18 protein-coding genes and 1 pseudogene are annotated in these 14422 nt (G+C 54.4%); 3 read left to right on the top strand and 16 right to left on the bottom strand.

The window, feature by feature from the left end; translation table 11 throughout:
• On the top strand, positions 1 to 434 hold a 434-nt coding region (locus V3224_RS20055; RefSeq protein WP_334472377.1), incomplete at its 5' end, for a transposase.
• Between the two features lie 358 nt (positions 435 to 792).
• Here V3224_RS20055 and V3224_RS20050 read toward each other — a convergent pair.
• The 3 genes from V3224_RS20050 to V3224_RS20040 all read right to left on the bottom strand — a co-directional run bounded on the left by V3224_RS20050 (position 793) and on the right by V3224_RS20040 (position 2576).
• Positions 793 to 1665, bottom strand: coding sequence for an IS982 family transposase (locus tag V3224_RS20050; RefSeq protein WP_334467716.1), 873 nt, complete (start codon positions 1663 to 1665; stop codon positions 793 to 795).
• A 216-nt stretch (positions 1666 to 1881) separates the two neighbouring features.
• A complete protein-coding gene (locus V3224_RS20045; protein ID WP_334471696.1) occupies positions 1882 to 2247 on the bottom strand; it encodes a fimbrial biogenesis chaperone in 366 nt (121 codons plus the stop codon).
• Positions 2248 to 2333: 86 nt separating this feature from the next.
• Positions 2334 to 2576 (bottom strand): hypothetical protein, encoded by a 243-nt coding sequence (locus V3224_RS20040; protein ID WP_334471695.1) that lies wholly within the window; start codon positions 2574 to 2576, stop codon positions 2334 to 2336.
• A 55-nt stretch (positions 2577 to 2631) separates the two neighbouring features.
• Between V3224_RS20040 and V3224_RS30220 the strand changes: the two are divergent.
• Positions 2632 to 2745 (top strand): annotated as a pseudogene (locus V3224_RS30220) (IS701 family transposase); the annotation flags it as partial.
• 323 nt (positions 2746 to 3068) lie between these two features.
• Here the strand turns inward: V3224_RS30220 and V3224_RS20035 are convergent.
• Together V3224_RS20035 and V3224_RS30215 are read right to left on the bottom strand one after the other, a co-directional pair.
• Complete coding sequence (locus V3224_RS20035; RefSeq protein ID WP_334471694.1) at positions 3069 to 3788, bottom strand: Mom family adenine methylcarbamoylation protein; 720 nt, start codon at positions 3786 to 3788, stop codon at positions 3069 to 3071.
• A complete protein-coding gene (locus V3224_RS30215; protein ID WP_442890541.1) occupies positions 3733 to 3945 on the bottom strand; it encodes a Com family DNA-binding transcriptional regulator in 213 nt (70 codons plus the stop codon). Before V3224_RS30215 ends, V3224_RS20035 begins: the two co-directional genes overlap by 56 nt.
• Positions 3946 to 4380: 435 nt before the next feature.
• Here V3224_RS30215 and V3224_RS20030 point away from each other — a divergent pair, with 435 nt between their 5' ends.
• On the top strand, positions 4381 to 4893 hold the full coding sequence (locus V3224_RS20030) for a phage tail protein (protein WP_334470300.1): 513 nt from the start codon (positions 4381 to 4383) through the stop codon (positions 4891 to 4893).
• A 10-nt stretch (positions 4894 to 4903) separates the two neighbouring features.
• On the opposite strand, the gene V3224_RS20025 is transcribed toward V3224_RS20030, so the two are convergent.
• Genes V3224_RS20025 through V3224_RS19975 form a run of 11 tightly spaced genes read right to left on the bottom strand, consistent with a single transcriptional unit; the run spans position 4904 to position 14413 of the window.
• The gene (locus V3224_RS20025; protein ID WP_334472376.1) at positions 4904 to 6199 is read right to left on the bottom strand and encodes a phage tail protein; all 1296 of its coding nucleotides are present in this window, start codon (positions 6197 to 6199) and stop codon (positions 4904 to 4906) included.
• Positions 6199 to 6750, bottom strand: coding sequence for a YmfQ family protein (locus V3224_RS20020; RefSeq protein ID WP_334467934.1), 552 nt, complete (start codon positions 6748 to 6750; stop codon positions 6199 to 6201). The genes V3224_RS20025 and V3224_RS20020 overlap by 1 nt, the downstream gene beginning before the upstream one ends.
• Positions 6741 to 7820, bottom strand: coding sequence for a baseplate J/gp47 family protein (locus V3224_RS20015; RefSeq protein ID WP_334467932.1), 1080 nt, complete (start codon positions 7818 to 7820; stop codon positions 6741 to 6743). The genes V3224_RS20020 and V3224_RS20015 overlap by 10 nt, the downstream gene beginning before the upstream one ends.
• Positions 7821 to 8258: a phage GP46 family protein gene (locus tag V3224_RS20010; protein ID WP_334467930.1), complete on the bottom strand. Its 438-nt coding sequence runs from the start codon at positions 8256 to 8258 to the stop codon at positions 7821 to 7823.
• Positions 8255 to 8860, bottom strand: a complete 606-nt coding sequence (locus V3224_RS20005; RefSeq protein WP_334467929.1) for a phage baseplate assembly protein V — start codon at positions 8858 to 8860, stop codon at positions 8255 to 8257. The genes V3224_RS20010 and V3224_RS20005 overlap by 4 nt, the downstream gene beginning before the upstream one ends.
• Positions 8853 to 9968, bottom strand: a complete 1116-nt coding sequence (locus tag V3224_RS20000) for a phage baseplate assembly protein (RefSeq protein WP_334467928.1) — start codon at positions 9966 to 9968, stop codon at positions 8853 to 8855. The genes V3224_RS20005 and V3224_RS20000 overlap by 8 nt, the downstream gene beginning before the upstream one ends.
• Complete coding sequence (locus tag V3224_RS19995; RefSeq protein ID WP_334467927.1) at positions 9961 to 11310, bottom strand: DNA circularization protein; 1350 nt, start codon at positions 11308 to 11310, stop codon at positions 9961 to 9963. The genes V3224_RS20000 and V3224_RS19995 overlap by 8 nt, the downstream gene beginning before the upstream one ends.
• Before the next feature lie 9 nt (positions 11311 to 11319).
• On the bottom strand, positions 11320 to 13452 hold the full coding sequence (locus tag V3224_RS19990; RefSeq protein WP_334467925.1) for a tape measure protein: 2133 nt from the start codon (positions 13450 to 13452) through the stop codon (positions 11320 to 11322).
• A gap of 3 nt (positions 13453 to 13455) precedes the next feature.
• Positions 13456 to 13599, bottom strand: a complete 144-nt coding sequence (locus V3224_RS19985; protein ID WP_334467923.1) for a hypothetical protein — start codon at positions 13597 to 13599, stop codon at positions 13456 to 13458.
• Complete coding sequence (locus tag V3224_RS19980) at positions 13577 to 14038, bottom strand: hypothetical protein (protein ID WP_334467921.1); 462 nt, start codon at positions 14036 to 14038, stop codon at positions 13577 to 13579. The genes V3224_RS19985 and V3224_RS19980 overlap by 23 nt, the downstream gene beginning before the upstream one ends.
• Before the next feature lie 9 nt (positions 14039 to 14047).
• Complete coding sequence (locus V3224_RS19975) at positions 14048 to 14413, bottom strand: phage tail tube protein (RefSeq protein ID WP_334467919.1); 366 nt, start codon at positions 14411 to 14413, stop codon at positions 14048 to 14050.
• Positions 14414 to 14422: the final 9 nt, after the last annotated feature.

Below are 14422 nucleotides of genomic sequence, written 5' to 3'. Positions count from 1 at the left end.
CGCTGAGGAAAAATAGGATTGTTAACCATAACAAACAACTGAACAAGTTAGACATCTCAGAAGAAGGAACGTCAATACACTTGCGAGGATATGGTTGGGTAACCGTTTTCAAATTTACAGCCAAAAACGGCCGTATTGATTACATAGTAACAAACAAAGAGAATCCCACCCGTCAATACGTCAAATTTATCATGGATGCCCGTTGGTCTGTTGAAGTTTATCATCGAGAAGTTAAACAAAACTGTGGTATTGAACGCTGTCAGGCTCGCACGAGCCGAGCGCAAAGAAATCATATTTTTCTCGCTATTTCTGCGTGGTTTGAACAACATAAACGTCGTATATCTGAAAAAATAACCCTTTATCAACAAAATTGGGACGTAATCAAAAGTGCTATTACTGAGCAAATCCGTGTTTTATTAGCGTACCCAAATTAGTTTTGTGCGAAACTCGTGACCAATAAAAAAACGCTCTATTTTTAAGTTTAATTCAGCATAATATATAAATAGAAAAAATCTCATAAATTAAAAATAACTTATTGTAATTTAAGTAAATTTATACGTCTTAGCAAGTTACAGATTAATTATTGTTCTGAAGCCATTTCTAGAATTTTATATGCCCGTGCGAAACTCGTGCTGTTGTTTAATCGGATAACGCTGATGCTGACTGTCAAAAACGATTTGAGAAAAGGAAATATGAAAAGGTGATGAATTTTTGGAGATCAAGACCCATTCTTGATCTTTTTGTTGCAGGGTAAAAGTTATTTTAACCTGAGTTCGGGATAAGCATTATCAATTATACTTGAAGATACGTACCTGCAACAGGTATCTTTGGTTTAGATGGCATTAAACAATATGCAACCAGTCCGCCTAATAAATTCACTACAAAGTTAGCCGGAGAGCGATGTCGCGTATGCTCTATTTGACAAAGATTTTTTAACTCATCAAATACCGTTTCAATGACAGAACGATGACGCAAGATGGCTTTGTCGAAACAAGTCTGTTTAATAGGCTTCATTTTCTTCTTGATATTCGTTATAAGGCTAATTCCCATCGTTTTGAGTTGCTGTTTCAGTGAAGCCGATAAATACCCTTTATCTGCGTACAAACAACCAGAAAGATCCTTTGTCAGCTCAGGCAATGGTTTCCGATCATCGGTGTTTCCTGGTGTGAGTCGAAAACTGAGTATTTCCCCCAAATGATTGATAATTACATGAAGCTTGAAACCAAAGAACCAACCTGTTGAATTTTTTCCCCGTTCAGCTATCCCATTGAAGACTTTATGTCTGCGGATCCGTAAGTTATCACACACCGCTATCGGAGTAGAATCGGCAACCGATAGCCCCGTGCATTTTCCCTTAATTGACTCAAACAGTGCCGTTAACGCTAAGGCACTACGCGGAAGTAACTCTACACAGCGTGAATAGGATGGCAAGTTAGGAAATTCCTTCCGGAGATATAAGCGGACATAATAGAGATAAAATACCTTGAATTGCCTGAATCGGAGTTGATGAAACAACACAACCAGTGTCATCATTTCCGCCAACGAAAGCTGAGTAGACCGTCTACGACGCTTAGTACCGTTAGTCAGCAAATATTCATGCATTTTTGGCTCGAAGTCTTTGCAAAAATCATCCATCAGGCAATAAAGTTCAGTAAGATTTTCCATAATTGTTTAACAATGCTCTACTCTTTAACCAGACTGTTAGAGTATTTTAACAAAACAGGCTCATTCAACTATTTGAATATCAAGACTTTCTCTTTATTTCTTATCCCGAACTCAGGTTATTTTATCTGCCAGCTTGGCGGGAAAATCAGCCAATTTTTTCGGGCGATAAAACAATTTTAATTGTGTATTCATTGCCAGGCTAACTTTAGCATTATTCTAATTTAACGCTTGATGATGTAAATTAGGCGGTATTTCATACAAATTTAACCAAAAAACTGACTCTCTATCATCCGGCAGATGATCACCATTATAAACAATTCTGATAGCCTGGATTTTTTGCGCTGGCAGATGAAAAATTGAAGCAAGCAACACAAAAGGTGTTTCTGCTTGTGGATCTGCTTCACCATGATCCACCCAACTCTGCACAATAACCGAGTATTTATTAGTATTGGCTAACAAAACAGAACGTTCTTTATCACCCTGATGGTAAATAATTCGGGTCATATTGGCCATGATCCCAGCTTTACCTGGTATCAGCCAGAATAGTGATAAGCATGCTACAACAACTGTTAGTCGCTTCATTATACTTTTACCAATACATACGCGGTAGCATGTATTTTTCCTGGTTTAATAACTTGACCTGGTAATTGCTGTAGTACCGCGGTGTATCAGTGTAAGTAATGTGTATAACCAGAAACTGAAGGACCCAGATTTTTAGCATCTCTAAGCACAGGATACCAGCCAACATTTTCTCCACTGGGCCCGATACCAGTAATACCAGGTTGAGCAACACTATTACGCAAAGTAATACCAACCCCGGTTGCTAATGTAGCATCAAGTCCATAATTATCTGAAACGAGTGCCATTACACCACCTTGAGCATTAATCAAATTTAACCACGAGTTTCGCAATCTCCAAAAAAGAAGTATAAATTTAAAAACAAGAAAAAATCAGGGTGTTCATATTTTGTCGGGTTATCCATGTATTAAAGATATCTATAAAACATTCTTACAAGTAAGCAGTTTAAGATACTCTGGTTTAGCGTTATCAGAAGTAAGCCCATCGCCTTTATCTCATGACATATAGCGCGGCAAATCATTTGATACCGAAAGGCAAAATATTTGATACGCTCAAAAAACACACAAAGGAAAGTTATTTGATACTAACTGCGGTATCGAGGTAAATATTTTACTTCTCCTAAACACGAGTTTCGCACCAATAAAAAAACGCTCTATTTTTAAGTTTAATTCAGCATAATATGTAAATAGATAAAACCTTATAAATTAAATATAACTTATTGTAAATTAAGTAAATTTATGCATTTCAGTAACTTGCAGATTAATCATTACTTTTAAGCCATTTCTAGAATTTTATAGGCCTGTGCGAAACTCGTGCTAAAAACATCATGAACTTGGTTTTAACGTTTCCGGCTTAGGATAAGGTTGCACTTTAAATAATTTTGTATTGAGGCGCTTCTTCGCGCGTTTGTTCAAAAAGCGGATATATCGGAACTGCTGGAAGCGATGAACGGTTGCACGCGCTATATTGGCCCTCAGGTATTCTCCTCGCTTGCCGCCTCGCGTGATCGCGGTGCGAGCTATTTCGTGATACCACTCACCATCAAGCTCATAGAATCGCGAGTAATGGCTGCCGATATATTCAAAATTACTGGCCTGATACACTACGCCACAACGGCCACAGCGCTCATCTGCAAAGGATTGTACCCATTGCACCTGAGGATAAAGTAACCTGATAGTTTTCAGTGCATAGCTGATCGCTCGTGACTCTGAATTTTTAGGCATGTCATCATGCAGCCACAAGCGGTTAAGCTCCATATACTCAAGATTCCCCGTGCCGGAGACCACTTTTGCACCGCTGTTAGGATTCAGGGCGTACCCCCACTGCATCACGCCAACCAGTGCCCGACCTGAGAATACCCCAAGATGTAGCCAGGAATTATTAACGAATCGCCGGCTATAATGCCGACTTGTTACAATAACGCGGGCCAGCCAGCAGGCAATGGTTTCTACCCTCAGCTCGTGTGAGCCGTATCCGACAATCTGCTCGTTATCGAAAATCGGTTTGGGCGGCGTGAGGATACGGGACGTATTGATGTGCTTCATTACTGGTCTCCGTTTGGCGTTCGGAGACGCTGGGTGAGGGACTGCTCATCCTCATTTCATTAAATGCCTTACAACGCGGACACTTGATCTGGATGTAAATCGCGTTTGCTTTTGCCAGCAACCGGTGACAACCACAGCAACGTATCTCTTGTAACATCTTCTGATATCCCTATTTAATTAAAAAATATCATGTTACACGTTAAGTATTGTGAATGTAGTTAAGCCACTGTAATTGATCTGTTTTGACGATCGATAACACTTTATTGATCGTCTATATCGCTGATGTTTTATGTTATCCGACAAGAGTTCAGTAGTGAGATTTTGCTGTACATAAAGCACCCCAAAATGGATTAAAATTTAATCAAAACCTCGATTTTAGCCCTAAATCGGCATTTTGGCTAAAATTTGAACGGTAAATACAGTGTTTTTTGCCATGCATTTTCCTCATCAAGCCATGATTTAGGCTTATTTTGGCAGGAAACAGGCGAAATCCTTTTTTACAAAAAACCTTGGTTTAACGGAAACGGTAAATCTGGCTAAAAATGCCACACCCAATCAGCGTAAAATTAACGGCAAAACTCTCACTCAGGATGTGCAGCTAACTGCCACAGATGTTCATGCTGTTACACCCGAAGTATTGCGTGTCGAAATCCCGGTAGGTATTCCCCTGCCTTGGCCTGCTGAAAGAGCGCCGACCGGTTGGTTTATCTGCAACGGTGAGCCATTCGATAAGAAAAAATACCCGCTTTTAGCACTCGCCTATCCATCAGGAAAACTCCCTGATTTACGTGGTGAGTTTATTCGTGGCTGGGATGCTGGGCGAGGCGTGAATCCTAGGCGTAAGGTTTTATCGTCTGAAACTGCATCACTCGAGAGCCACGCTCATGGTTATCGGGACAGGTATTATGTTGAAGATGATGGTCCACTAGGCCACGCAAACAATAAAGAAAAAATGCCTGTAGGGTATAATGCAGATACAGGTTCACGTGCTACGGATGGAGATAATGATTCTTTTCTATTCATTGACAAAACAACGTCTAATGCAGGCGGTAGCGAAACCCGCCCGCGAAATGTCGCGTTTAACTACATTGTCAGGGCGGCCTGATAATGTTGAGTTAGTAGCAAACCAGCTCCCATGTTCTCGGCGCTTTAATCCCTGTTCTGGTATAATCTGCACTGATAATTAACGATTTTCCGACTATTTCGACATAAGTACCTAAATTGCCCTCGGGAGCAATACCTTTGTATTTTACCGTCGCGTTTGCCGAGAAAATGGCATGAGGGACGGGACAAGGTAAAGATACCGTATAAATCTGTCCGGCATTGAGTGGTGGTGTGATGCCCCATTGTCTGATAAGGCCGCTGTCACCACATTTCCACCATCCATTCGTAGCGAGGTGAGCTGTATTTTTTGCTCCTCGATTGTTAATCTGCATATTAAGCCAGCTGCTTAACGCCCCGCCCCAAATAGGGCCAGTTACATCACCATTTTCTTGATAAACCGCGGTTCTGCCGCCCCATGAGATATGCAAATTGCTATGAGTATTGATGGTTCCATCAATTTCTACACTCTTTAACCAATGCAATCGATCATTATTCCAGGAAGCTACTTTTGCATTATTAGCATAAAATGCCACGTTGCCATCGCCATTAGCCCGTAATCCTGAATCGTTATCGCCGATATGCACAGATTGGGTCACATGGAGGTTGCCATTGACGCTACCACCCGTTCGTTTATCCAGTGCATTTTTTGCACAATCTACCGTTTCCGTTAAACCAAGGTTTTTTATAAATTGATTTTTGTCCGGGATGTCGGCCCCATTCTCATTTTTTGCCAGTTTTTGACTCAAAATTTGCATGACGTTTTCAGCAAATTTGGGGTTATTGCTGATCGCTTTCGCCAGCTTGTTCAGCGTATCTAAATCAGACGGCGCTTTGTCAACAACCGCATTCACCCGGTCATTGACCGCTTTAGGCGTCGCGGCGGTAGTTTCGTCCGCGCTGCGAGGGGAACTGTTTAACTGCACTATCCCTTTGCGGTGAAGCGTCGCCTCCTGAATGCCGTCCTGGGTCGCCAGCTTGCCCAGGCCCAGATGCGTACGGGCCTTTTTCTGTGCCCCTTTGCCCGCTGCGGCAATTTCCGCCAATGCCTGGGTTTTCAGTAACGCCTCCTGACCGATAATCGCCCGGATAGCCAACGTCAGCTGGTTTAGCTTGCCCTTATCCGGGCGGATGCCCGCAGCTTCCAGCAAGGCCAGTTGTTCGGCTTGCTGGATATTGAACCAGTCCTCCCCCGGCCAGCTGATGCCCTTGTGGCCGTCACCCTCGGTAAACCATAACGGCGTAGTGCTCTGGGTTTCTTTCAGCGGCGGCATGGTGGCTATGCCGCTGTTGTTATCTAAAAAATACATTAGCCTTTCTCCTTTTTGTCAGCATACACATAGCGAAAGTCCTGATGCGCCGGCTTATAGCGGTTTAACAGGCATTCGAGTATCCCGGCGTAATAAATACGCAGCGGCGTGGTGATCGGGTCAAGCACATGCATCGGGCGATAGTCCACGTGGGTCTCAATCGTCACCATCGTGACCCACTGATTATCCGGCAAGGTGCTCAGGCTCACCGTAAAGCCATAAGACCGCGCCAGGTCAATGTAAAACTGCCGGTTGAGGCTCGGTTTCATCCGCAGCTTGTTGGCCGCATAGCGCTGGCGCTCATCGATACCGGCATCGTCGCCGATATCACAGTCCGGTAGCCCTAAAAAACGCTCCCAGTCAGCCAGCAACCGTGTGGCGGTCAGCGGAAAACGCTCGGCCAACAATTGCTCGGCGCGTTCGGTGACGCGTGCTGTGCTGCGGGCCAGGCCGTCGGCCAGCGACGCCAGCAGCGTATCCGGCGCTTTGTCCCAGGCCAGGCCATTAGGCAGCAATTGCAGCAGTGCGCGTTGGTGTGCTTTTAAAGCCATGTGATATCCCCCATCACCAGTAGCTCGGTTTTTCCGCTACTGACCGGCGTCAGCGGGGTTTTCAGGGCGTAATCATCCAGTCCGCCTATCCCGGACAGCACGCGCCAGAATGCCGAGGGCAACAGGGTTTCGCCCGGTTTGGCCGCGGTGTAAAACAGTTGCCTGAGCGCCTCGCGGATACGGGCCTGGTTATCCGGGGTATTGGGGGCGATACGCAGCGTGATATCGACCTTTTTTGCCCCCGGCGCAAACACCGTCACCGTCGGCCCCTCCGGTTGGCCGACCCACTCGCCGGTGGCCGGGTCCCGGTGGCGCGCGAGATAGTCGGTCACCCGCGCAATATCGGCCGGGCCGGGGAAGATATCCGGGTGATGGTCCATCACGAAGGTCACGCCCACCGTGCCCGCCCCGTTCCAGGTGGGCAGACACCAGCTGCGGGTGACGCCCGGCACCTCGCGCGCCCAGCGCTCGTAATCCCAGCGTGTGCCGCCGCCTGGGGGAAACTGCACCCGATACAGCAGGCGCGACAGCAATTCCTCCACGCGCTCGCGGTCAGCGCCGCCCCGGATCCCGGGCGCATCGGTCAGCGCCTGCGGGGCCACCCCGGCAACCGGGGTGACAAAACCGAGTGTCTGTCCCGCACCGCAGTCACCTGCCAGCCCCGGCTGGTCGGCCTCGACGTTAACCGTTAAGGTTCCCGCCTTACCTTGGGCGGCGTCTGTCAGGCGGTAAAGCGCGCCGTCGGCCCGTTGCAAACGCGCGCCAACCGGCACACTGGCGGCATCATACAGCGACAGCCTGACCGGGCCGCTGGCCCGGGCGGCCTGCTTGCGCACCACGCCCCAAAAGGCGCAATGTTTGAGCAGCTCGCTCTCGTCGGCATCGCTCGGAATAATCTGCCGGGCTATCCAGCCCAGGTGCTCATGCTCCAGCGCCGACAGCCCGGCCTGCGCCATCGCCATGGCCCCCAACAGACTGTCCTCGGCCGGCAGCGCGCCCGGCAGGCGTTGCGCCACATCCTGCTGCGTCTGGCTGATAAGCTCGCCGAGCGTGGGTATCTGATACGGCATTTACATCCCCTCCAAACGGGCTTTAAAGGTAAACGGGCGCGCACTGCCGTCCTTGAGCGTCAGGCGCACGGTCAGCCGCAGCCAGCCCGGCAGCGGGGCACTCGCCTGGCAATGCAACTGGCTGATCATCCCGGCGTCCAGCAGGCCACGCAGCGCCTCATGGGCGTAGGCTTCTGCCCGCGCCAATACCGCAGGCAGCGCCTTTTCCCGTGACAGCAGCCACAGCCGAGAACCCACCGGGCGGTCGCGATAACTGTCCGCCCACCATCCGCGCCGGTCATGGCCACCATCCGGCAAACGGTCGGAGATCTCAGCGCGCCGGTCGGTAAACAGACACAGCAGCACCGTGGTCGTCAGACTGTCGTCGGCGAGTAAATCTGCGCCCGCCTGTAACAGCATCCCCTCGCCATTCATCCAGCGCAGCGCCGCGTCGCTCATTGCGGCCCCCCGGTCAGACTGCCCTGGCCATTTTCCTGATGGCGGTGGGTGCTGTGTTTGACGCCACCGATAACGGCTTCCGGCGCGGCAAAGGGACCTTGGGACTCCGCGTTCCCGGCAATCGTCATGTTCTGTTTCACCGTCAGGTTTTTCTCAATCACCACATCATCGGTAAAACGCGCGGTCGGGGTGTTAAACACCGCCTCCTGCTCGGCGACCACTTCCAGTGTTTTACAGGTGATGATGCAGCGCCCGTCCCGGGTCAGACGCAAGCGATGCCCTTCATAGTGATACAGGCCGCTATCCCCGGCGGGCAGCCCGGTCGGTCGATAACGGCGGTCTTCTATCACCAGGACTGTCGCCTGATCACGACTGCCGCCCAGGCAGGCAAACACCACCTCAGCCCCCGGCAACGGCACGCTGATATGCCCGTATTGTTGCGGGCGCTCGACCTCATCGAAGGTTTCGCCGTCCAGCGCCGTCAACTGGACGTTTTGCGCTTTCAGACCGTCATTCACCCCGGTCAGGACGCCCCGCCCGAACAACAGGCGGATCCCGCGCATCACCGGGGCAAGCAGGCGTTGCAGTGCGATATTACTCATCGAGTTTATTCCCCTGGTTAAGCCAGGCCCGCACCAGGCCATCGACGCCACCGTCAGCCCCGTTGGCCTGACGCTCCGCCTCCGCCGGCACGATAAACGCCTCGCGTGGGGCAAGAATTAGCGTTGTACGCTCCCCTTGGTCTGCATCGAGATCAAACCGCACCTGGCTAATTAAAAGGTCACGACTGACCATCGACAGACGCGGCGCAATGACGCGAGTCAGCCGGTTGGTCTGCCACAGTTCGCCGCTTTCGCGCCGCCACCCTTTGACCACGGCGGTAAAGCGCTCTGACTGGGCCAGTGCCCGGCGACTTTCCCGCAGCGCGCGCGCCCGTGCGGTGGCGGGGGTCAGTTTGCTGTCAGCCAGAATCACTTTGGGGCGGTAACGAGCAATCGCGGGATCGTCGCTTTCTCCCTTGGGGGCAGCGCGTAGCGCGTTGGTGTTGGCGTCGCCCGCGTGCCCACCGCCGCCGCCGTGGCCTTTAACCAGATATTGACTGTGGCGATCGCGCCAGTCTTCGGTGTACTCGGCGGACAACAGATTTTCCCCCAGACGCAGGGTGTCAGTGGCGGTGTTCGCCGCCTGGGTAAACACCAGATCGCCGTCGGCATCACTGGTCACCAAAACGCCCCGGTGACGCGCCGCCCGGCTCAGCACATCCGCCACGCTTTCAGACAGTTCAAGGGTAAAGGAGGTAAAGGGTTTGGCGGCCTCGGGGTCAGACACCGCCCAGCGCACCGCAATGCCAAAAGGGCTGCACAGGTCTTGCGCAATCTGTTGCAGGGTGCGGTGACGCCATTGACCGCCCGGATAGATCGCCGAACAATCCACCAGATCGCCGGTTTTATCCCGGCCCTTTATCGTGACCTGTGCCGCGTCGGCCCCCATCTTGTGCGATACGCTGTCCAGGTAGCCGGTGATGACCGGTTGCCCGTCAAGGGTCAGCGCCAGCGCCCCGCCGGCGCGCAGGCTGTCGGGCAACGCCTGGCCGGGCATCATGATCCCGAGGGTAAAATCCCCGGCCAGACGCGCCAGCCCCCGGGTAATGCTGACCGAGAGCCAGTGGGTAAAAATCCGGTTGTCGATGCGCAACGCCACCTCAGCCACCGAGCACCTCCACGCGCTCGCCACCCGGCACAAACAGCGGATGACGCAGCCGGTTGCGACGAATAAAGCGCGCCGTGTCACGCGCATCGCCGGTGATGCGGTACAGGGTCACCAGCGCCGGCTCGGTGATTGTCACTGCGGCCTGGATCAGGCCGGGTAACGCCACGCCGCGATGGGATAAATCCGCCACAAAGGCGCGGCTTAACGCCCGCACCTGCAAGGCCAGGCTCTGATAGCCCAGCGCCGAGCTGGTCAGGGCACACGCATCCAGTCGGCGCGCGACCTGCTGGCTGACGCGCACCACATCCGGCGTACTTTCCAGCCAGACGCTGGCGCTGTCACTGAGCGGCAGCGGGGCGGGCGAGACCGTGTGTGGCAACACCTGCGCCGGTGCGTTTGGGCCGACCGCCGCCAGACTGGCGGTAAGCAGGGACGACAACATCTGTACCTGCACCACCGCCACCGCCAGGCGCAGCGTATTGTGCAGCAGTTGCACCGTGGCGCGAGTGGCAGGTTGCAGCCCCTGCCTATCGCGCAGGCGATCCTGACGGACCAAAGCGCTGTCCAGCCGGTCGGCCAGCTGGACTATCTGGTGCTGGAGAGCGCCGGGCTGCGGGGAGACTGGCGCGCGTGCCCGGTTTTTTATCTGCTCAGGTTGGGGGTAAGCCGGCAGGCGCTGTATGCCCTGAAAAATGCCCTTGAAGGCCAGCGCCAGGCGGTCGGGGGTGGTGATAATGCCCTGGATATTGCCGCGCAGGGCGGTAAACGAGGCGATAAAGCTCTGCATATCGGCCAGCAGCCCCAGACCCGTGAGGGCGCTTTCCAGCGTGTTGGCCTGCTCGCTAACGGTATCCATTAATGCCTGCGCGTCATGCAACGAGGTCTGCCAGCCGTCAGCCAGGGTGGAAAAGAGTGCGGCCAGCGTGCCATCCCCTAAGTGATTGACCACCCCAGCGGTATCTTGCGCCACCGTAGGGGCGGTCTCATCGGTCACCGGCACCACCGTGACGGTAAACTCCACCAGACGCTGGTTATCGACGCTGTAGCGGCTTTCAAAATGTTCAACCAGCACCGACAGCGTACCCCAGTCCGGGTGCAACAGCTCGCCCGGTCCCGGCGCATTGAGCGCCTGCGTCAGCCGTACCCGCTGCGCCTGCACATCATCGCCGGTCAGTGACAGGGTGAAGGTGTGCTCAGGCAGTTTTTTTCCTAAATCGTCTGCCCCGCCGTGTTCGCGCAGCGGATATTCCCGCCGCACCACCCGGCGACCGCCGCGACTGCGCTGCTCTTTGTAAACCCAGAAAGGCACGCCGCGAAAGCGGCCCTGACCGGTACTTTTCATCTGCGCACCTCAATAAATATGATAATTATCGCCGTTATACACATCGAGCTGTAAGCCAAAGGCGTTGCTGTCGGTGACGGCGCTGTTTTGCAGCACCAGGCCCGGGGCCAGGGCGATACGCATGTCGGCCTGGGCTTTCACGGGTGGCGGCATCGCCTGTTGCTCGTCCTGCTTGTCCCACCGGGCGTAGATATCGCCCAGCCAGCCGCCGAGTTTTTCGCCGAGCACGCTACCCAGCATCGAGCCGGCCACTGCCCCAATCGGGCCACCGATGGCCCCGACGAGGCCGCCCACCGTTGCCCCGGTTGCCGACCCCAGTGCGCCACCTTTATCCTCGGCGCTGGCATTCTTGTCCAGCAGCGTCGGGGCCAGCGACAACGCCGTCAGCGCCGGGCCGCCCAGGCGCATTGCGCCGCGCCCGAGTGCCCCCGTAGACCGTCCCAGCCAGCCGGTGAAACCGGATAGCCGCGCCGTGGCCCCACCCAGCAGGCCACGCGCGCGCTGCCCCATATCGCGCAACCCGCCGCCCACACCGGACAGCCAGCGCCCGACCGTGCTTACGCCCGGTAGTCGGCTTAACCGTGCGCCAGTGCGATTGACCAGGCCGCCAAAGAAGCCTGAGACGGCGGAGGCCGCCCGCCCCAAACGGGAGCGCGGCACCGAGAGCGCTGGACGGCCCGGACGCAGGCGCGAGCCTTTACGGCGGGTGCGTCCGCTACCATCGACATAAGTCTCACTGCCACCCCCGACGCCGCCCGCCGGCCAGTTGGTGACCAACACGCTCACCGGCGCGCCCAGTCCGCCGCCCATCGCAAACGGTGCGGGACCAGGCAAACCCGCCGGGGCATTTTTGCCGCGCCCACACCACCACCGATAAGCCCGCCACGGATAGCGTACCGGCGCACTCGACAGCCCCCAGGCGGGACGGGCTATCGCCATGCCGACACGGGCCAGTTTCGAGGCGACGTAAATCGCCAGCATGGCTTTGGCGGTGTTAGCGGCATATTTGCCGATAGTGTCGAGGGTGTCGCCGTAACCGGCTTGGCGTAGCGCTATCAATTCAGCATTGACCCGGTTCAGGCCATTTTTAAACAGCGTGACCCCACGGCGGGCGCTGTCGAATACGCCATTAAAACGACTGGCCAGCCGGTTGGCCCATTGGTCCTGCAAACCGCTTTCCTGCGCCTCGCCGGCAACATCCAGAAAGTCTTTTAACTCGGTTTTAAGCCGTTTAAACGGCCCTTGATTCATTACCTTGACGGCGAACTGCTGCCAGACATGACCCAGCTGGGAAGTGAGTCCCGTCCACGAGTTCATGGCGTCTTTCTGCGCCCCTTTGGCCTGCTCGCGCAGCGCCTGGAACAACAGCGCAACCGATTTTGCCCCGAGTAACCCTTTTTCGCCTTGCTGGGTCAGTTCGTTACGGCTTTTGCCGAGCTTTTCTGCCAGCACGCTATAGACGTCAATGCCATAGCCGGTCAGCAGGCTTGCATCCTGCGCCTGAATGCTTTTGCGCGAATACATCTGTTTGAGCTGAAGAGAGGCTCCCTGGGCTTCCGGCAGCGTCCAGCCGTGTCGCGCACCCTGGTCTTCCAGCATGGTAATAAAGTGGCGCGCTTCTTCACGGCTTATGCCAAACCCGCGACTGGCGGTGTATTCCTGCACCACCCCTTGCAATCCCCAGGTAGAGTCCTTGGCATTCTGTAGCGCCCATTTCAGGTCAGCGTCGGTCTGGGCTTTATCATGATGGTTCAGGGAGTTCAGACGCAGCGTCATGTTTTCCATTGCCGCCGCCGGGTCGATAAAGGCTTTTTTCAGGCCAACCAGTGCCGCGCCCCCGGCCAGCAGCCCGTAAAGGCGTGCTACGCCGCCATAGGCCGCCTTGGCGCGCGTCTCCAGATGGTCAAAACCGGATGACACCGACGCCAGCCCCAGGCGCAGACCGCTAAAGGTGCGCTGGCCCTGATGGCCCAGCCGGTCAAGCTGACTTCCCAGGCTATTCGCCCGCAGACCGAGACCGTGCAGGGATGCGCCGCCTTGCCGCCCCATGCCGACCAGACTTTGACCGAACAGCCGCGCCTGCCGGGGCAGGGTGCCCAGCAGGTCAACAATGACGGCGGCTTTGACTTTTTTTTCTGCCATCGGTTACTCACGCTGTAATAAATGGGTGGCTTGCTGGCAGTGCCGGTAGAGCCGGATTAACGGCAGGGAAAGCGCCCAGTCCATGCCCGATTTGGTAACGGTTGCGAGCATCAGCGCCGCTTCCTCAATTTTTTCCCGACACTGCATCCAGTCGCCCCGCATCAGCCGCCAGCTGGCCGGCCAGCGCGCTGCCGCCCAGACGCTGGGCGATGATAAGGCGTTCAATATCCCGCGCCGACAGGCTTTTCAGTTGCAGCAGCGACAATGGGCCGTTGAGGTTGCCCAGCCGGGCGACCTGGCGGCGCAGCAGCTCAAACTCCACCATCGCTGGCGAACGCACTAACTCTGAGCCGTTAGCCGTCTGCACCACCCGCTCGGCGGCCAATTCGGCATCAATAATGTCCTTGCCGGTTAATGGCCGCAGGGTGACGTCCGTATGGCGCTGTTCATCATCACCGCTGCCGGTGACCAGACCGTCAACCAGGGTCAGTTGCCCGCGCGCCAGTTCGTCGGCGACACTGGCGATATCCGGCGACACCCCTTCAACCTCGTGGGCCGCCGCCAGGGTTTCCATGCTGTGGGTCATGCTTGCTCCTTACGCCACACGCTGGCTGCGAATGGCGGTAAATTTGGCGGAAATTTCGCCCGCGTCCGTCAGGGATTCTTCCCCGTTGCTCCAGGCGTTGGTCATCATGTGCGTTTCGCCGGAATCGGCGGCAAACTCCAGCGTGACATCGTGCCAGCCGTTGATGACGTCCACACTCAGATCACCCCGCGCCGGGAATTTGCATTCCAGCGTGGCGGCGCGAGGTGTCGATTTGTAGCCATAAACGCGTGCGCCGGTCACTTCCTCGCGTTTTTCCCCGGACGGGGTAAAGGTGGCCCCCGTCAGGGTCGGGTATTCCTGCCCGTTAACCCGGACAATGGCCTTGCCCTGGTATTGCAGTTTGCCAAATGCCATCGTACCCCC

Source organism: Arsenophonus sp. PmNCSU2021_1 (genome assembly GCF_036919435.1).
Lineage (GTDB): Bacteria > Pseudomonadota > Gammaproteobacteria > Enterobacterales > Enterobacteriaceae > Arsenophonus > Arsenophonus nilaparvatae.
The sequence above is the reverse complement of the archived record's forward strand: the minus strand, read 5'-3'. Positions and strand labels throughout refer to the sequence as shown.